Annotated in this window: 18 protein-coding genes and 1 tRNA gene; 4 read left to right on the top strand and 15 right to left on the bottom strand. The window is 46.6% G+C overall.

Annotated elements, in window-relative coordinates; translation table 11 throughout:
- Positions 1-2 precede the first annotated feature (2 nt).
- Together aroC and prmB are read right to left on the bottom strand one after the other, a co-directional pair.
- Positions 3-1,088, bottom strand: coding sequence for a chorismate synthase (gene aroC, locus ACU8YC_RS06505; protein ID WP_043017081.1), 1,086 nt, complete (start codon positions 1,086-1,088; stop codon positions 3-5).
- A gap of 43 nt (positions 1,089-1,131) precedes the next feature.
- A complete protein-coding gene (gene prmB, locus ACU8YC_RS06510) occupies positions 1,132-2,064 on the bottom strand; it encodes a 50S ribosomal protein L3 N(5)-glutamine methyltransferase (protein WP_151219949.1) in 933 nt (310 codons plus the stop codon).
- A 166-nt stretch (positions 2,065-2,230) separates the two neighbouring features.
- On the opposite strand from prmB, the gene smrB reads away from it, so the two are divergent.
- Positions 2,231-2,782, top strand: a complete 552-nt coding sequence (gene smrB, locus ACU8YC_RS06515) for an endonuclease SmrB (RefSeq protein WP_151219950.1) — start codon at positions 2,231-2,233, stop codon at positions 2,780-2,782.
- Between the two features lie 83 nt (positions 2,783-2,865).
- On the opposite strand, the gene sixA is transcribed toward smrB, so the two are convergent.
- From sixA to ACU8YC_RS06535, 4 genes are all read right to left on the bottom strand, one after another.
- Complete coding sequence (gene sixA, locus ACU8YC_RS06520; protein ID WP_151219951.1) at positions 2,866-3,351, bottom strand: phosphohistidine phosphatase SixA; 486 nt, start codon at positions 3,349-3,351, stop codon at positions 2,866-2,868.
- A 208-nt stretch (positions 3,352-3,559) separates the two neighbouring features.
- Complete coding sequence (gene fadJ / locus ACU8YC_RS06525) at positions 3,560-5,707, bottom strand: fatty acid oxidation complex subunit alpha FadJ (RefSeq protein WP_446895128.1); 2,148 nt, start codon at positions 5,705-5,707, stop codon at positions 3,560-3,562.
- Positions 5,707-7,017: an acetyl-CoA C-acyltransferase FadI gene (gene fadI, locus ACU8YC_RS06530; protein ID WP_446895129.1), complete on the bottom strand. Its 1,311-nt coding sequence runs from the start codon at positions 7,015-7,017 to the stop codon at positions 5,707-5,709. Before fadI ends, fadJ begins: the two co-directional genes overlap by 1 nt.
- Positions 7,018-7,194: 177 nt before the next feature.
- Entirely contained in the window at positions 7,195-7,479 is a 285-nt protein-coding gene (locus tag ACU8YC_RS06535) for a YfcZ/YiiS family protein (protein WP_003834838.1), read from the bottom strand.
- 371 nt (positions 7,480-7,850) lie between these two features.
- Between ACU8YC_RS06535 and fadL the strand changes: the two genes are divergently transcribed.
- On the top strand, positions 7,851-9,131 hold the full coding sequence (gene fadL, locus ACU8YC_RS06540) for a long-chain fatty acid transporter FadL (RefSeq protein ID WP_151219953.1): 1,281 nt from the start codon (positions 7,851-7,853) through the stop codon (positions 9,129-9,131).
- A 59-nt stretch (positions 9,132-9,190) separates the two neighbouring features.
- On the opposite strand, the gene mlaA is transcribed toward fadL, so the two are convergent.
- Entirely contained in the window at positions 9,191-9,946 is a 756-nt protein-coding gene (mlaA, locus tag ACU8YC_RS06545; RefSeq protein WP_151219954.1) for a phospholipid-binding lipoprotein MlaA, read from the bottom strand.
- Positions 9,947-10,234: 288 nt separating this feature from the next.
- Here mlaA and ACU8YC_RS06550 point away from each other — a divergent pair, with 288 nt between their 5' ends.
- Both ACU8YC_RS06550 and ACU8YC_RS06555 read left to right on the top strand, forming a co-directional pair.
- Positions 10,235-11,176, top strand: coding sequence for a formate/nitrite transporter family protein (locus ACU8YC_RS06550; protein ID WP_446895130.1), 942 nt, complete (start codon positions 10,235-10,237; stop codon positions 11,174-11,176).
- Between the two features lie 75 nt (positions 11,177-11,251).
- Positions 11,252-11,323: transfer RNA gene (locus ACU8YC_RS06555), tRNA-Arg, on the top strand.
- A gap of 44 nt (positions 11,324-11,367) precedes the next feature.
- Here the strand turns inward: ACU8YC_RS06555 and ACU8YC_RS06560 are convergent.
- The 8 genes from ACU8YC_RS06560 to ACU8YC_RS06595 form a co-directional block, all read right to left on the bottom strand.
- Complete coding sequence (locus tag ACU8YC_RS06560) at positions 11,368-11,838, bottom strand: transglycosylase SLT domain-containing protein (RefSeq protein WP_370608056.1); 471 nt, start codon at positions 11,836-11,838, stop codon at positions 11,368-11,370.
- Between the two features lie 168 nt (positions 11,839-12,006).
- Entirely contained in the window at positions 12,007-12,705 is a 699-nt protein-coding gene (locus tag ACU8YC_RS06565; protein ID WP_187258651.1) for a CZB domain-containing protein, read from the bottom strand.
- A 195-nt stretch (positions 12,706-12,900) separates the two neighbouring features.
- A complete protein-coding gene (locus ACU8YC_RS06570; RefSeq protein WP_187253479.1) occupies positions 12,901-13,638 on the bottom strand; it encodes a CZB domain-containing protein in 738 nt (245 codons plus the stop codon).
- Between the two features lie 143 nt (positions 13,639-13,781).
- Positions 13,782-15,620, bottom strand: coding sequence for a pilus assembly protein (locus ACU8YC_RS06575; RefSeq protein WP_414078616.1), 1,839 nt, complete (start codon positions 15,618-15,620; stop codon positions 13,782-13,784).
- Positions 15,621-15,637: 17 nt separating this feature from the next.
- Positions 15,638-16,267 (bottom strand): tight adherence pilus pseudopilin TadF, encoded by a 630-nt coding sequence (gene tadF, locus ACU8YC_RS06580; RefSeq protein WP_278237767.1) that lies wholly within the window; start codon positions 16,265-16,267, stop codon positions 15,638-15,640.
- Positions 16,242-16,724 (bottom strand): TadE/TadG family type IV pilus assembly protein, encoded by a 483-nt coding sequence (locus ACU8YC_RS06585; protein ID WP_187258648.1) that lies wholly within the window; start codon positions 16,722-16,724, stop codon positions 16,242-16,244. The genes tadF and ACU8YC_RS06585 overlap by 26 nt, the downstream gene beginning before the upstream one ends.
- A 10-nt stretch (positions 16,725-16,734) precedes the next feature.
- Positions 16,735-17,160, bottom strand: a complete 426-nt coding sequence (locus ACU8YC_RS06590; protein WP_252837800.1) for an A24 family peptidase — start codon at positions 17,158-17,160, stop codon at positions 16,735-16,737.
- Positions 17,157-17,615 (bottom strand): hypothetical protein, encoded by a 459-nt coding sequence (locus ACU8YC_RS06595; protein ID WP_446895131.1) that lies wholly within the window; start codon positions 17,613-17,615, stop codon positions 17,157-17,159. The genes ACU8YC_RS06590 and ACU8YC_RS06595 overlap by 4 nt, the downstream gene beginning before the upstream one ends.
- Positions 17,616-17,629 lie beyond the last annotated feature (14 nt).

Consider the following 17,629-nt stretch of genomic DNA (forward strand, 5'->3'; position numbering starts at 1 on the left):
TTTTACCAGCGTGGAATATCGGTCTTCACATCCGCATTTTGCGCCCTCTGACGCAACAAGTGATCCATCAACACGATCGCCAGCATTGCTTCAGCGATCGGCACTGCGCGGATCCCAACACACGGATCGTGACGACCTTTAGTGATCATGTCGACTTCTTCACCAAAGCGATTAATGGTGCGTCCAGGAACGGTAATACTGGACGTCGGTTTCAGTGCCATATGAGCAATGATTTGTTGCCCACTGCTGATCCCGCCCAGAATGCCGCCCGCATGGTTGCTCTGGAAACCCTCTTTGGTGATTTCATCGCGGTTCTGACTGCCGCGCAGTGCAACAACGTCAAATCCGTCGCCAATCTCAACGCCCTTAACGGCATTAATACTCATCAGCGCATGGGCGATGTCCGCATCCAGACGGTCGAATACAGGTTCGCCAAGACCCGCAGGTACGCCGCTTGCAACAACGGTCACTTTCGCACCGATGGAGTCGCCCTCTTTCTTCAGTCCGCGCATCAGTTCGTCCAGCGCGTCGAGTTTATCCGGGTCCGGACAAAAGAACGGGTTAAGTTCCACCTGAGACCAGTCTTTGATCTCCAGCGGAATATCGCCCATCTGCGTCAGACAGCCGCGAATTTCAACGCCGAATTTTTCTGCCAGATACTTTTTGGCAATCGCTCCGGCCGCCACGCGCATCGCCGTTTCACGTGCGGATGAACGCCCACCGCCACGGTAGTCGCGCAAACCATATTTCTGTTCATAGGTATAGTCGGCATGACCCGGACGGAAAACATCTTTGATCGCGCCGTAATCCTGTGAACGTTGATCGGTATTTTCAATCAGCAAGCCAATGCTGGTGCCGGTGGTAACGCCCTCGAACACGCCGGAGAGGATTTTCACCTGATCCGGCTCACGGCGCTGCGTAGTGTAACGCGAAGTACCTGGACGACGTCTGTCGAGATCGTGCTGCAGGTCAGCTTCTGTCAGAGAAATGCCCGGCGGAACACCATCGACAATACAACCGAGCGCCAGCCCGTGTGATTCGCCGAAGGTGGTTACGCGAAAGAGTTGCCCAATTGTGTTTCCTGCCATCACGGCTCCGTTATGCGTGTTGTGTATGTGCGTGCGCGTGTAATTAGTCTTTATAAATGCTGAAGTGCTCACGAGCAGCAACTAACTGCTCTTTGGTCAGCATGAAAACGCCGTCACCGCCGTTGTCGAACTCCAGCCAGGTGAACGGTACATCCGGATATTGCTCTATCAGATGTACCATGCTGTTTCCGACTTCACAAATCAGAATACCGTTATCTGACAGGTAGTCCGGGGCGTTACCCAGAATGCGGCGGGTAAGTTTCAGCCCATCGCTACCGGACGCCAGTCCCAATTCAGGCTCATGGCGGTATTCGTTTGGCAGATCGGACATATCTTCTGCATCGACATACGGTGGATTGGTCACTATCAGGTCATACTGAACCTTCAGCAGATCGCGGAACAGATCGGAACGGATCGGCGTTACGTGATGGATCAGGCCGTGCTCTTCAATATTTTGCTCAGTCACCGCCAGCGCATCAGTGGAAATGTCCACGGCATCGACTTCGGCTTCCGGGAAGGCATAGGCGCAGGCAATGGCAATACAGCCGCTGCCGGTACACATATCGAGGATATGCTGGGGCTGCTCATTAATCAGGCCAGCAAAGCGGTTATTGATAAGCTCGCCGATCGGTGAACGTGGAACCAGCACACGTTCATCAACATAAAATTCATGCCCGCAGAACCAGGCTTTGTTGGTAAGATAAGCCACCGGAATGCGCTCGTTGACGCGGCGAATCACGCGCTCAACAATACGATGGCGCTCGCTGGAGGTCAGACGCGCAGTCCGCATATCTTCTGGAATATCCAGCGGCAAATAAAGCGACGGCAGCACCAGCTGTACGGCCTCGTCCCATGGGTTATCCGTGCCATGGCCATACCAGATATTCGCCGCGCTAAAACGGCTGACCGCCCAACGCAACATGTCCTGAATGGTATGCAGTTCACTCACGGCTTCATCGACGAAAATTTTATCCACGTATTTCTCCAGGGCATGCTCGTATTAATTTCGGCGGCTAGTTTGCCACGAAGGCGGCGATAAATCAGCATTCACGCGGAGCCTGAGCGCGAAAATTGCGTTTTAAGCGATCGGATGCCTGCCGAGTCGGGTTAAACTAAGGGAAAATAAAAGATGAGATGCTCGAATGAAAAAGAAAACATCGCTCAGCGAGGAGGATCAGACGCTGTTTCGCCAGCTGATGACCGGCACGCGTAAAATTAAACAGGACACCATTGTTCACCGGCCTCCACGTAAAAAAATGACCGAGGTTCCGGTTAAAAAGCTGCTGCAGGAGCAGGCGGATGCCAGCCACTATTTCTCAGACGAGTTTCAGCCACTGTTGAATACGGACGGCCCGGTAAGATATCTGCGTGCCGACGTCAGCCATTTCGAACTGAAGAAAATGCGCCGTGGCGATTACTCCCCGGAGCTGTTTCTCGATCTGCACGGGCTGACCCAGCAGCAGGCGAAACAGGAGTTAGGCGCGCTGATTGCCGCCTGCCGTCGTGAGCATGTGTTTTGCGCCTGCGTGATGCACGGCCACGGAAAGCATATTCTTAAGCAGCAAACGCCGCTCTGGCTGGCACAGCATCCGCATGTGATGGCCTTTCATCAGGCGCCAAAAGAGTACGGTGGTGACGCCGCGCTGTTGGTGCTGATTGAAGTGGAAGAGTGGCTGCCGCCCGAACTTCCCTGATGCAGGCAAACAGAAAGAGCCGCGTTTGCGGCTCTTTAATTTTCCGGATAGCGGCTGTGCGCTTTGTCAGAATCCAATCTTTATTAAATTGCTTTTGCCATTTTCAGGTTACACGGGCTCATCTGCCAGTTGAATGTCCCCTTCCCGCTCTCGTCAAGCGTAACGCTGGCAATCGCTGATGTGGTAAACATCGGTGGAGTTTCGCCAGGGCACAGCTCAGACACCAGGTACCCCACTAAAGGCAAGTGAGAGATAACCAGCGCCGTGGCGATACCCTCATTGGCCAGAGCCTGTAAATAGGCGCTGACCAGACCGACATCGCCGCACGGAGTCAGCTCCGGCAAAACATCCACACCGGTTGGCAGGTTCATACATTCCCCCACCACATCCAGCGTTTGTTCGGCTCGTAGGAACGGGCTCACCAGAACACGTTCGATATCCACTTTTTGACCTTTCAGCCAGTTCGCCATCAGGCGAGATTCGTCACAACCACTGGAGGTTAAGGGACGAACCGAATCACTGGCGGCATCGAGGGCCGCGTCGCCGTGACGCATGATAAAAACTTGCATATTGCACCGCTTTTGTTAACCAGAATCACCAACACCTTTAATCACAGCCCCTATTGGCGGTGGTAACGATGTGGTGGCCGGCATTGTGCCTTATCCATTCACCGAATGAAACGCTGTTTTTTACCTCAACGGCGTAAGTATAGTCAATCTCTGTTTACATTTTGAGCTCAACCCTTACACTCAGTGCGGATTCATCCTACTTTTGACCTCATGAATTCAGGTCAGTTTCCCTAACGCTCCAGAATTTTTCACCACGTTCCGCCATCAGCAATAACTGCTCACAAGGTGTAAACCGCGAGCCGTACTGCGTGGTCAGTCGTTGCAGCGCCGCAACCACTTCACCCGCGCTCAGAGAATCCATATACCGGAACGGGCCACCGAGGAATGGTGGAAAACCAATGCCAAATACAGCGCCGATGTCGCCATCACGCGCGCTGCGAACAATTTTCTCGTCGAAACAGCGTGCTGCTTCGTTAAGCATTAACATGACGCACCGCTCTGCAATCTGTACGGCGGTCAGTCGGCCCTGGCTCTGGACGCCAATAAGCGTATAAATTGCAGGGTCGACCTGTTTTTTGCTTTTACGCCCTTTCGCACCATAAAGATAGAAACCTCGACCATTTTTTCTACCTTTGCGATCGTCATTCAAAATTGAAGCAACAACATTTGCAGGCGCGCTAAAGCGTTCTCCATAGGCGGCTTCAAGCACTGGTATAATTTTAGTGCCCGTATCAATTCCGACCTCATCCAAAAGTTGGATTGGCCCGACCGGAAAACCAAACTTAACCAGCGCGTCGTCGATGGTTTCAACCCGCTCACCTTCGGTCAACAGGCGAATCGCTTCGTTAATGTAAGGCGCTAAAATGCGGTTAACATAAAACCCGGCTTTATCTCTGACCACTATCGGCGTTTTACCCTGTTTTTTCGCCAATTTAACGGTGGTTGCAATCGTCTGATCAGACGTTGTGGCATGTGGGATCACCTCGACCAACGGCATTTTTTCCACCGGACTAAAAAAGTGCAAACCAATAACTTGTTCAGGTCTGGCAGCGTTCGCCGCAATATCACCAATTGGTAAAGACGAGGTGTTAGACGCAAAAATGGTGTGAGACGCGCAATTTTGCTCAACTTCCGCCACCATCTGTTGTTTTAACGCCAGATCTTCAAACACGGCTTCAATAACCAGGTCACGATGCGCAAAGCCGCGGTAGTCGGTCGATCCCGAAATCAATGCCAGTTGTTTATCACGCTCGCTGGCTTTGATATGACGGCGACGAACCTTCGTTTCAAGCTGATCCCAGCTGTACTTCAGTGCGTGGTTGATTCCCTTAGCGTTTATATCTTTAATACGTACTGGCAAGCCCCCTTTACAGGCCGTCACATAGGCAATACCGCCCCCCATCAGACCGCCGCCCAAAATGCCAACGCTGTTCAGCGGACCAGGCTTCGCATCGCTTCCCGGATCCTTTTTCACGTCAGTGTTGGCAAAAAAGATATGCCGCAATGCCTGCGACTGAGATGTCAGCGCCAGTTCGCCAAACGCACGAGCTTCTGCGTCATAGCCGCTACTGCTACCTTGCGCCAAACCGGTTTCAATCACCTCAAGGATTCGCTCCGTCGCAGGGTAGTTGCCATGCGTTTTTTGCGCCGTCTTTTTACTGACCATACGGAACAAAAGCGCGCGCCCCAGCGGGCCCGCTAACACACGCTCACGCACTGGCAACGCTCGATGTGCGGGACTGTCTTTTTTGGCCAGTTCTACAGCCGCTTCCAGTAAAATAGTCTGCGGCACAACTTCGTCCACCAGCCCTACTTTCAGCGCCTGTTTAGCGCGTAATTGCTTTCCTGTGAGGATCATATCCAACGCGGTACTGACGCCAATCAGGCGCGGTAACCGCTGCGTACCACCGGAACCGGGTAGCAGACCAAGCTGTACTTCCGGTAACCCCAGAACGGTTTTAGTATCATCGGTACAAATACGGTTGTGGCACGCCAGCGCCATCTCCAGGCCACCGCCAAGGCAGGCTCCGTGAATAGCTGCGATAACCGGGATCGGCAACGCATTAATTTCCGCCATAATCTGCTGTCCCTGACGCGCCAGGGTTTCAGCTTCCTGCGCACTGCGGCAGTTGCCGATCATGTTAATATCCGCCCCGGCGATAAAATTATCCGGTTTCGCCGAAATAAACACCACACCGCGCAATGCTTTGTTATCACGAATTTGTTTCAGAATAGCCCGCACCTGAGAGGCAAACTCCGCCTTCAGGGTATTCATCTTCTCGCCGGGTACATCAATGGTGACAACAGCAACGTTATCCAGACGTACGTTTAGTGTAAAAGCCGATGTCATTTCCATTATTCCGCCTCCAGAACCATTGCCGCGCCCAGACCACCTGCCGCACAGGCAGTCACTAAACCGAAACCACCGCCACGACGTCGTAACTCATGAAGGGTTTGGGTGATCATGCGCGCCCCGGTGGCGGCAAAGGGGTGTCCATAGGCAATAGAGCCGCCCAACACGTTAAATTTGCTGTCATCGACCTCGCCAGTGGCGTGCGCTCTGCCCAGCACTTCGCGGGCAAAACGTTCGCTGCCCAGCAGTTGAAGATTCGCCAGCGTTTGTGCGGCAAAGGCTTCATGCATATCGATCAGAGTTAAATCTGCCATCGTCAGACCCGCTCTCTCCAGGGCAAGCGGCGTTGACCACGCCGGTCCCAGCAGCATGTCCTGCCAGACATCAATGGCGGTGAAGGCAAAACTACGCAGGTATCCCAGCGGCACCAGCCCCAGTTCTTTCGCGCGTGACTCTGTCATCATAATCACGGCGGCGGCGCCATCCGTTAGTGGGGTGCTGTTCGCCGCAGTAACGGTGCCGTGTTTTCGGTCAAATGCCGGACGCAGTTTGGCGTAATCAGCCAACGTAGAGTTACCACGAATATTGTTATCTTCTGAAAAAGGATCTTTGAAAGGTGGCGCGTAGGTGGTCATCACCTCATCTGTCAGTTTACCTTCAGCCCATGCCTGAGCGGCGCGCTGATGAGAACGGTGCGCGAGGGCATCCTGTTGCTCTCGCGTAATATCATAAGTTTTGGCCATTTGCTCGGCCGTATCCCCCATGCGTAAACCGGTGGAATATTCGGCGACAGCTGGCGGTACGGGCATCAGGTCACGTAAGCGCAGTCGGGAGAAAAGTTTAAGACGCTGACCGGTAGTGCGCGCTTTATTGACATCCACCAGCACCCGCGCCAGCTTTTTACTGACACCGATAGGCAGAACTGACGAGGAGTCCGCACCACCGGCAATTCCTGCGCGAATAGTTCCTGCCATCAGGCTTTCCGCAACATTCGCCACCGCCTGGAAACTTGTAGCACAGGCCCGGCTTACACTGTAGGCATCCGTGTGCACATTCATCCCGGTTCCCAGTACGATTTCACGAGCGATATTCGGCGCTTCAGGCATTTGCACCACCTGACCAAAAACCAGTTGCTCAATCACATCCGCTGGAATTTCGCTACGCGCCAGCAGTTCGCCAACGACCATTCTCCCCAAATCTACGGCGGGAATGCCATGAAACGCAGTTGCCTGGCGGGCAAACGGCGTACGCAATCCGCTTACAATGGCGATGCGATCGCCCTGGCGGGTAACCAGCGGTAAAGCCTGACTCATAACACTCCCCTGTAAAAATAAAAAAATAAGTGGTCTGACCTGATCACAGTCTTAACCAATTTTTTACATTTAGCCAAGCAGGGAGAAAAGAAAGTGGGAGCTAAGACACAGTGAATAATCACTGACAGTGACAAAAAAGCCCTTGCTACCAGGTAGCAAGGGCTTTTACAGAAGGGATTAACGCAGGCCCAGCTGGAAGATCAATGTTTCAGCTTCACAGGCAAAAACAAAGTCGATATCCAGACGCACACCTTCTGATTCTTCAGTAAAGGTCGAGGTGATTTGGCAAGGCTCAGATTCCACGCCACGTGCCTTCTCAGTCAGAGCGGCCAGCGTTTCTTCTGCCTCTGCGCGATTCGCGAACACACGGCTGTATGACGCGGTGCAATCGGAGTTGTCCATGATGGTACCAACATCCATACAGCAGCAAACCGGGGTTTCATCAGCACTGCATTTACTCATTGTAGATTTCCTCTGTATTCGCACCTGAGGTGCCAGATAAACGATGGGGATATTTTACGCTCCCATTATTCGCCTCTCCAGTCGTTAATTGTATGAAATGCGATAAGTGACCGAAATCACACTTAAAAATGATCTAAAACAAAAATCCCCCAAACAGGTGAGTGCGTATACCCTCAATTTTGCCAGCTGGATCGCGTTTCAGAGATCAGAATTGAAAATATTTATAAACATACTTGCAACATTTCAGCTGGTCAGACCTATACTCTCGGCACTGGTCTGATTTCTAAGTCGTACCTCAGACCCTACACTTCGCGCTCCTGTTACGGTATGTAACATTGTTTGTATAAAAATAAATCTATGAGGTTATGGTCATGAGCCAGAAAACCCTGTTTACAAAGTCTGCTCTCGCAGTCGCAGTGGCAATTATCTCCACACAGGCCTGGTCTGCAGGCTTTCAGTTAAACGAATTTTCTTCCTCTGGCCTTGGCCGGGCATATTCGGGTGAAGGCGCTATTGCAGATGATGCAGGCAACGCCAGTCGCAACCCGGCGCTGATTATGATGTTCGATCGCCCTACTTTTTCTGCGGGTGCGGTGTATATCGATCCAGACGTTAATATTTCCGGTAAATCGCCATACACCGGACGCAGCACCGATGCGGACAACATCGCGCCTACGGCGTGGGTTCCCAATGCTCACTTCGTGATGCCTATCAACGAACAGTTTGGTTGGGGGGCGTCTGTCACGTCAAACTATGGCCTGGCAACTGAATTTAACGATAGTTACATCGTCGGCGAATACGGCGGGAAGACCGATCTTAAAACGGTCAACCTGAACCTGAGTGGTGCTTACCGTCTGAATGATAGCTGGAGCTTTGGTGTCGGTTTTAATGCCGTCTATGCCGATGCAAAAATTGAGCGTTATTCCGGCGAACAAACGGCTGCATTGCCGAAAGTCAGCCAGAAAATCGCCAGCCTGAAAGGTGATGAATGGGGTTATGGCTGGAATGCCGGTATTTTGTACGAGCTGGATAAAAATAACCGCTACGGTTTAACGTATCGTTCCGAAGTCAAAATCGACTTCGATGGCGATTACAAGAGCGGCATCCGCACCCAGGCAAACGTGTTACCTGGTGCAGGCACGGCGTTCCCTTGGGGAACAACCAATGCCACCGTCCCGGGTTCTTTGACACTTAACCTGCCGGAAATGTGGGAACTGTCGGGTTACAACCGCATCGCTCCACAGTGGGCTATTCACTACAGCATGGCTTACACCAGCTGGAGTCAGTTCCAGGAGCTGAAAGCAACCGGCACCAACGGGAAGACGCTGTTCTATAAAGAAGAAGGCTTCAAAGATTCTTACCGCATCGCGCTGGGTACCACTTACTACATGGATAAAAGCTGGACCTTCCGTACCGGTATTGCCTATGACGATAGCCCGGTTCCTGCAAGCAAGCGTTCCATATCCATTCCGGACCAGGATCGTCTGTGGCTGAGTGCGGGTACGACTTACGCATTCAATGATGACGCGTCTATTGACGTTGGCGTTTCTTATATGCACGGCCAGAAAGTGACCGTAAAAGAAGGCCCATATACTTTCGATTCTGAAGGTAAAGCCTGGCTGTTCGGTACCAACTTCAACTACGCATTCTGATTTTCTTCAGATATAAAAAAGGTGAGCTTTTTAGCTCACCTTTTTCTTTTCATCTTTCCTTACTCGGAATCGATCTCTTTTAATTCATCCTGAATTGCTTGCGCGTTCGGATTTTCTTCTGGTTTGAGTTTCCCGCCGTTCGCAATAAAGTCATGACGCTGGAAGTAAGCTTCACGCACCATAATGTAAGGATCGGAAGACTGACGCAGCAGACCGTCGGAATCAAGCAACTGCGCGCGGGTTTCAATACCTTCAACCGTCCACTTACCTATCGACAACGGCCAGGTGAGCCAGGAGAGTACTGGATACAGCGTATCCACCATATCACCACCATCATCACGTAGCGTAAAGCTGCCGTAGAACGGAAGCTGCATATACGGTCCGTAACCCACGTCATAGTGGCCTAACGTACTACCAAAACGGTGTGGCTCAACGCGTTGCAACTTCGGATTTGCCATACCCGCCACATCGATAAATCCGCCCATACCTAACAGGGTGTTGAGGAAGAAACGGGTAAAATGGACCATCCCTTGATAAGGGTCACCTTGCAGGAAGTAGTTGACCATCACGGCCGGTTCTTCAAGGTTGCCAGTAAAGTTGCTCAAACCGTTACGTGCCGGCTGGGGAACATAATCACGCCATGCTACTGCTACCGGTCGAACAACATAGGGATCCAATACATTAAAGTTGAAGTTGTACATGGTGCGGTTGAACCCTTCAAATGGGTCCGAACGCCCTTGTTGTTCATTACCGGAGCTCGCACACCCCACCAACAGTGTGGTTCCCAGCGCAAGCGCCGACAGGCGAAGCTTCATAAGTGTCTCCCTGTGTATTATGGCTATCGCTGATTGCCATCCATGACGGAACAATGACGTATCCGCCTGTTTAGATGTGAGCGATTGTAACAGCACGTCAAACGATGTCTATATACCCAGTCTTACTGATTTGATCATAGCCTGGTAATGCACACCGCGCGGTGTTGCTATTTTAACTAAGCCGATAAAAACAAACGTTACCATTTTTGCTATCTCAGACTTTCTCCCGCTGATTTTCGCATAAAAGCCGCTACGCTTTAGCAATACGTGCTAATTCAGGATTCGTTTATGAATGACATTGAAAAAGAAAAAATTGATCGACACAGCGACGAACTTCAGGTCGAAAGTGATGAAAAGTTAGAAGGTAAAAAGATTGAGGTCGATGAGGACCGACTCCCCTCCCGCGCCATGGCGATCCATGAACATATCCGCCAGGATGGTGAGAAAGAGATGGAACGCGACGCAATGGCTCTACTGTGGTCAGCCATCGCTGCCGGACTGTCAATGGGAGCCTCGCTACTGGCTAAGGGGATTTTTCATGTGCAGCTTGAAGGTGTGCCTGGAGGATTTTTACTGGAAAATCTTGGTTATACCTTCGGCTTTATTATTGTCATCATGGCCCGCCAACAGCTCTTTACCGAAAATACCGTCACCGCCGTGCTCCCGGTTATGCAAAACCCTACCCTTGGAAATTTTGGTCTGTTGATGCGCCTGTGGAGCGTGGTGCTGCTGGGTAATATCATTGGCACCGGGGTCGCTGCATGGGCGTTTGAACATATGCCGATTTTTGATGAAGAGACTCGCGATGCTTTTGTCAAAATCGGCATGGATGTGATAAAAAATACGCCAATAGAGATGTTTTCCAACGCCATCATTTCTGGCTGGTTGATTGCCACTATGGTATGGATGTTTCCCGCCGCAGGTGCAGCAAAAATTGTGGTTATTATTCTAATGACCTGGCTGATTGCGCTGGGGGACACCACGCACATCGTCGTCGGCTCAGTGGAAATTCTCTATCTGGTCTTTAACGGCACGCTGCACTGGAGTGATTTCCTCTGGCCCTTTGCGCTACCCACACTCGCAGGGAATATCTGCGGCGGGACGTTTATCTTCGCGCTGATGAGCCACGCACAGATCCGTAATGATATGAGCAACAAGCGCAAGGAAGAAGCCAGATTGCAAGCAAAGCGGGATGAGCAAGAGCAGAAAAACCAAAAAAAACAGGCCTGAATGGTGACTGTTTGAGCAGTTGGGCGGCCCGAGGCTTACCGTCGTGGGTAAAAAACGCTATACTCGTGCCGCTTCGTCCCCTTAGTTAAATGGATATAACGAGCCCCTCCTAAGGGCTAGTTGCAGGTTCGATTCCTGCAGGGGACACTTATCACTAACTTGTCGGTTTCGATGACACAGCAAAGTATCCCTTAATGACGTCTTTGCTTAAGCTTTTTGTATATACTTTGCACGCTTAAAGCGTATTGTTTTCTCTTTAAGTTTTGTTGCTCATTAATTTTGAAGCCAGCATTATAAGCGCCTACAGCCTGCCATGAGTATCCCCAGCGTTTGAAAGCTATGGAAAGATAGTAAGCACCCGTATAAATATTTAAACAACTGTTATGATAGAGTTTTTGAGGTGTAATACCAAACGTTGCTAAATGAGAGAAATTTTGTGAGTGAATTTGCATCATTCCTACGGCATACTCGGTTGATGATACAATATTCATGGCTTTGCCCCGCCAGGAGGACTCCCTGAAAGCAATAGCACGTAATAAATCGGGATCTATTCGATAATACCTACCAGCACGATCAAAACAATCCCGAGACAAAGCAGGGAGAGAAATCAGCAGCGAACCTATAAAAAAAGTTATTATCATCCCTGAAAAACCACGGCTCATTTTTACTCCTTTTTACTAGCAAATTGACTTAGATTATAGCTGCTAAGCACGATAACTCCTTGAACATATTGACGTTACATATTGGGGGTCATAATAATTTATAATCGGACTCTGCGGTAAATTTATTAAACTCAGTTCAATTGGCCGAAAGTTAACGTAAGGCAAACGTTATGGCTGTGGATACAATAAACTTGTGCATTCATCAAGGCGATCCAGCGCAGTAATGAGTTGTTGGCTAGCCTCTTCTACATCATGCAATACTCGTTTCAGTTCTTCAGGGGTAAACGTTTTAAGCTTGCGTCTGAAAAGATTATTACTGGTCTCATGAACAAGGTGATGACAGGCGTCGAGTTCCCGAAAACCAGGCAACGTACGAAAACGACGGAGACCTTCGCCATGTATCCATAGCCCTAAGGTGCACTCTCGCTCATCAGAAACAATATTATTATGTTGCTCTGTCAACAAAGCGATATACAACCTGTCACGCCATTGATAATGCTGTACTTTAAGAAGTGCAAATAATAACTTGTCCGCCGCAAGAGCCAACCCCGACGCAACACGACTTAGATTCTCCTGAGTAAAACCCGTTTGTTGGTACTGCTCACGTGCCAGCTTTAATAACTGGCTATGTTCAGTTTTGTAATTATCTTGCTGGGTGTCTTTAGCAAGATGATTAACAAGGCGATACTGACGGTTTAAGACAAGAGTAAGCGATTGAGACTCTTCCCTACAGTGCGATGCCGAATGCAACATACTTTCACGTAAGCGAAAACTCTTCTCTGATGTATAATGTACATGGGCGAATTTTGTTACGGCACTGGAACGAATATGATCAAGGACAATGTCACGAAGTTCAGATGTAAACATGGAAAAATCCTTCATATACTTCACTGAAAGCCTTTTCACTACCAGAAACTGGATAATAAATCCCTTTAAAAAATTACAATAAATTTATTTGTACAGCATGTATCATGCCAGCAACAAATCGGAAGTTAAAAACTGATTACCATTTCATAGAAATAACAGGCGCTGCGAACAACGCCCTTAACTCAATCAACAGTATTAAATACTGTCAAAGAAATGGACGATTTGTTCCTGTACAAGTGCAGACCTTTTCTGGAAATTCCCCGTCAACTCGCATTTCGCAGCGTCAACACCTTCTGCGATATACATATCAACAACTTCCTGCACACAACGATGGAAATCATGATGCAATTTCATTAGTTCCTGAAATTCAGACATACTGCCATATTGGTTTTGACCAACTGTATGCAGCCACTGTCCTAACTCACACCTATCATCCATCCCAAGTTCATTAAGATTGGTAACAGTATCGGTGCCATTGATTATTGCAATTAACTTATCACGCCAGCGACAATGCGCATCCAATGCCGACTTAACATTAAAACCATGATTTTGAATGTCGCCATCTGTATACATTATGGAGATTAGGTTAGCCTCAACATCAGAGATATTACGTTTAAGCAAAGCAAGATTTGCACGCTCACGGCTTGCTACTAGGTAAATGAAGATATCTTTCATCCCTCGGCAAGGATACAACAGTTGATATTCGTCATCAGTCGTAATGAGTATATCCAGCACATCATCGTTAACTTCTAATAGTTTGATTGTCTTAAGCTCTGCTCGCATCACCCGTATAGAACAGTCGATAAGCGCATCACCATCTTTTAATAAACCGACAGAAGCCAGTTTCATCCCACTATTCATATCAACAAATGCAACATAACTAACTGAACTATCAGGGCGCAATTGTTCTAAAACATTGTCAAATTTGTTCATAAATTCAGGCTCCTTTATAACACTTTTTGATGATGCAATTTCTTGTTTGATAAATATTCGACTCAAAAATTTTAAAATCATTATAATTGCCGTAAGCAGCCCTCAATTTATATACCCATAAACAAAAGATGCCGCTTAAATTATTAAGGCACGATCATGTCTGATTTATTGATGAATTTTAAACCACCCGGTTCATTACTAAATATACTGGTTATCGCATCCTTCAGAGCAGAGTAGTCAGTAGCAACAAAGGCGCCATCTTCTCCAACGCAGTTCTTCTTCCAATCATATATTATTGAACTAGTTTGAAAGTCATTTACAATTGAGACAAAATAGATTTTAACTTCTTTAGTATTTTTTGAGTTGTTTTTTACACCATCCATTATTTTTTGGCATACTGCAGGCGTTCGAAATTTAAAGGCAACAGTTTGCTGCTCACCATATTCCTCACCATCTGTTACAACAATTATAATTTTCCGCGGGTTTTCTCCCTTAGCCACCTCTCGGGCAGAATAAAGCAGTCCAGCAACTATATCTGTACCAGCACCATCCATTGGCCACATTGACTGAAACTTATCAATCTCTGATTTATCAGATGATAACCCTATAACATATGCATTTTGTCTCACTTCACTTAAGTATCTAGAATAATAATTATCCGGACGCCCATAGGGGTACCCTTGAGGGATACTTTTATCTGGTCCCTGTGAAGGAATTACGCCTGCAAAATTAAATCCCGTCAAACATATTTGTTTAAAGGGATTACCCATGTCAAAACTGGCAAAAGGTCTCTCAAATTTATTATCCTTTTTCTCATCGAATAAAAAAGACTCATCTACAGTACCAGCGTAATCAATAGTTGTATCATTGGCAAAAGATTGACTTTTCATATCATTTATCAAAGGATGGAAATAGTCTTGCATTATCTGACTATAATTTTGTATTTCAATATAATTAGATGATGAGACAGCACTTACTTCTTTAATAGCTTCACAAGATAATGGATTAGAGTGTAGTTTCCCTGAGGATACAGAACTATCATATGATGTGTTAGATGCGCAAAATTTTTTGTAATTGACTCCTGCTGCATTGATATAATTAGAATAATATTCATAACGTTTAAGATCAAGATAGCTTCTGATAACGTCTTCTCGATCTGGACCAGATGTATTATTCCCAGAAGAAGTCCAGTCTGTTTTTTTATTAGCCCAGAAAGCATGATCAATATCATACTTGTTTTTAAACTTATAGGGGGTAGCACATCCTATACGATCACCGCCAGCCTCATTTTTTTCTTCCAGTTTGACCGGTATCCCAATATCAAAGGGAACAATAGCAATTTTTGATTTTGACTTTTCATTAGCGATTTGGGATGACAAATCATTAACTACGTCCCGCAAAACCTGAATTCGTAACTTTCCATCGGGTGTCCGTCCAAGCATAGAACCAGAAAAATCGACTGCGAAAGCGATATCGCTCTCAATATTTACCTCACCGATTGTTTTACGCACAATGCCATTGTTTTCATCAGCAATGATAGGTACATCTTTATTAAATCCAGGCAATGCCCTGCTGATTCCATCAATGATGGGGTGTGCAATTATTTTTGCAGTAGCCACATATTCAATAGAGTTAACTTTTGTTGAATCATCCGGATCAACATCAATATTAGCTGAGACAGCAAGCGTTGATTCGTCGAGTTCTTTGCTCGGAATATAATAATTAATATAACTTTTCACCAATTCTTTACCTTCAATTTTTTCAGGTTCAGTGGTGAGGTTGGAATTTGTGGAAGCTACCGCAAAACTTCCCTGAGATAAGGCATCTGCAAGACGTGCTCTTTTAATCAAAAAGCGTGAACCATCAATGCCTAAGGAAAAAGTTGCAATCAGCACAGGAAGAATGATAGCAAACATTATTGAGACACCTGCGTTACCACCCCGGATAAAGCGGCGAATATGAAACTTATTATACATTTTCATCACTATCACCTGTATGCTTATCTTGGAATAACAATGTTACTAACTGAAATAGTGTCTGCAATAATGCCAGTACTGGACAACGCATTCAAAAACAGACTATTTCTTCCTTTTGTACATAATGTGACCTGATATAGCGGGGCCCACTTTCCTTTATCTTCAGTTTCCTGCATCCACGGTGACATCTTGTAAACCTCAGCACTATTAATATCAAATGCCCCTTTACAATTTTGTTGCGCCACCGCGCCACTATTGGCAGCCTCATAAATATCTCTCGACTTCGTGGCATCTAAAATTTTGCCCGTTTTTGTGGAGGTATCAGAGAAATGAACCGTTTGCACCCTGACGCTGACAGTGCCCTTTAAAGCATCGGAACCAAGTAATAAGTCCACCGTTTTTTGAATATTTTTCACATCTTCAGACTCAACAACAAGGTTATTGGCATATAACGTACTGCGTTCTCTCAACATGGATGACATAGAATTACTTAATCTGGCAAGTTTACTTTCAGCTGAGAAATGAAAAGTAAAATCAATCAGCATAAGGCCCAGTAAAACGATGATGGGAAATACAAAAGCAAACTCAACTGTGGCGCTTGCCTGGCTCTTCTGCCAAAAAAAACGCTTATACTCTGTTGGGCTCTTGTACATAAACTATATTCCGTTCAAATATTGATGAGAAAAAACCAGTGCCAAAAAAAAAGAAAACGGGATGATAATTATATTTAAATGAATATACTGACAAAAAATGGTCTGTAGTAGTCGCCCCCGTAATACAACTATCACTTAGCAAGTCAGGTATATTTTTACAATGCTTAACGGTTACGGATATTTCGCTCCCACTGTAGAGCAAAGGCCAATTGCGTGCACTTGTTTTTATATTTTGTTCGAATGCTTCTGAATGATTAGTTACAGTACTATCCAACGAGATATATCGTCCAGATTCAGCAAGCACTACATCTAAAGCCGATGTCAAATACATAACACGACACAACTCTATGATAAATAATATAGACACAAGGAATGGAATAATGACTAATGACAGCTCAACGGCGATCGCGCCGTCTTCACCTTTAATTTTTTTTATCATGCGCATTAAGGTGTGCAATCAAGCCTCCTTAAAAGGTTAATAAGTTCATGAAGTAGCCACAACCTATTGCTATGCCATAAGGTAGCGTTTTATATTTTCCGTACAAGCGCGGAGTAATTAGCATCAGGATAGCCATCACTCCACCAATAACAGAGGTCAATAAGAGGAATGCAGGTAAATTCACCCCGGGAATTGATAGTGATAAAGCAAAACATAGTTTTGCATCACCTGCCCCCCATATATTAAACACACTTAAGACAAATCCAACTATCAGAATTAGAGATGCTGATACATAAGATACATTAATATCTGAAAACACATTCAAAAATAGACTAACAGCAATGATAATCAACGGCACGCTGTTATATATTTTCCTGAACTTGATATCAGTATAAATACCATACAGTATTGTGCATATAATGATTGAATATCCAATGCCTGTAATCACCATCATTTCCTACCTTTACGGGGAAATCTTTTAACATTTTTTCTCCCCATAACTTTTGGCTTTTCCATAATAATAGATATAGATTTTTCAGGAAGTTCATCAAACGAGGTCGACATCGGTATATTGAGTATATTCATGTATTTTATAACAGACTCAACAATCATAGTCATACGATCGCAAAGAACAGGCGAATGACCAATAAAGTTTGATGCAATATCAGACTTTACTAATAAAAATGCAAACTCAATCAATTGGTCAGTTTGTGCTGTAGTATATCCCTTTTGAGTTCCTATTTTCTGCCATGTGCTTAGATTATCAGAAACTAAAGAAATATAAGTCTGTATTTGGTCCTGAATTAATTCATTACGATTATCAAGCACAGGTTTTAACGGAATATATTCGGAGATAATATCTGCGGCGACTAATTCCATTGAGAGCCTGAAAACTAATACACTATTCATTTATTAAATCCTTA

The sequence above is a fragment of the Citrobacter sp. VF227 genome, assembly GCF_052950715.1.

Bases quoted from the DNA above. Each gene is read 5' to 3' on its own strand.
- fadI (WP_446895129.1), bottom strand. From the start codon at position 7,017: ATGAGTCAGGCTTTACCGCTGGTTACCCGCCAGGGCGATCGCATCGCC.
- fadJ (WP_446895128.1), bottom strand. From the start codon at position 5,707: ATGGAAATGACATCGGCTTTTACACTAAACGTACGTCTGGATAACGTT.
- ACU8YC_RS06535 (WP_003834838.1), bottom strand. From the start codon at position 7,479: ATGAGTAAATGCAGTGCTGATGAAACCCCGGTTTGCTGCTGTATGGAT.
- ACU8YC_RS06570 (WP_187253479.1), bottom strand. From the start codon at position 13,638: ATGAACAAATTTGACAATGTTTTAGAACAATTGCGCCCTGATAGTTCA.
- fadL (WP_151219953.1), top strand. From the start codon at position 7,851: ATGAGCCAGAAAACCCTGTTTACAAAGTCTGCTCTCGCAGTCGCAGTG.
- ACU8YC_RS06590 (WP_252837800.1), bottom strand. From the start codon at position 17,160: ATGATGGTGATTACAGGCATTGGATATTCAATCATTATATGCACAATA.
- smrB (WP_151219950.1), top strand. From the start codon at position 2,231: ATGAAAAAGAAAACATCGCTCAGCGAGGAGGATCAGACGCTGTTTCGC.
- ACU8YC_RS06565 (WP_187258651.1), bottom strand. From the start codon at position 12,705: ATGTTTACATCTGAACTTCGTGACATTGTCCTTGATCATATTCGTTCC.
- ACU8YC_RS06575 (WP_414078616.1), bottom strand. From the start codon at position 15,620: ATGAAAATGTATAATAAGTTTCATATTCGCCGCTTTATCCGGGGTGGT.
- aroC (WP_043017081.1), bottom strand. From the start codon at position 1,088: ATGGCAGGAAACACAATTGGGCAACTCTTTCGCGTAACCACCTTCGGC.
- ACU8YC_RS06595 (WP_446895131.1), bottom strand. From the start codon at position 17,615: ATGAATAGTGTATTAGTTTTCAGGCTCTCAATGGAATTAGTCGCCGCA.
- sixA (WP_151219951.1), bottom strand. From the start codon at position 3,351: ATGCAAGTTTTTATCATGCGTCACGGCGACGCGGCCCTCGATGCCGCC.
- tadF (WP_278237767.1), bottom strand. From the start codon at position 16,267: ATGTACAAGAGCCCAACAGAGTATAAGCGTTTTTTTTGGCAGAAGAGC.
- ACU8YC_RS06550 (WP_446895130.1), top strand. From the start codon at position 10,235: ATGAATGACATTGAAAAAGAAAAAATTGATCGACACAGCGACGAACTT.
- mlaA (WP_151219954.1), bottom strand. From the start codon at position 9,946: ATGAAGCTTCGCCTGTCGGCGCTTGCGCTGGGAACCACACTGTTGGTG.
- ACU8YC_RS06560 (WP_370608056.1), bottom strand. From the start codon at position 11,838: ATGAGCCGTGGTTTTTCAGGGATGATAATAACTTTTTTTATAGGTTCG.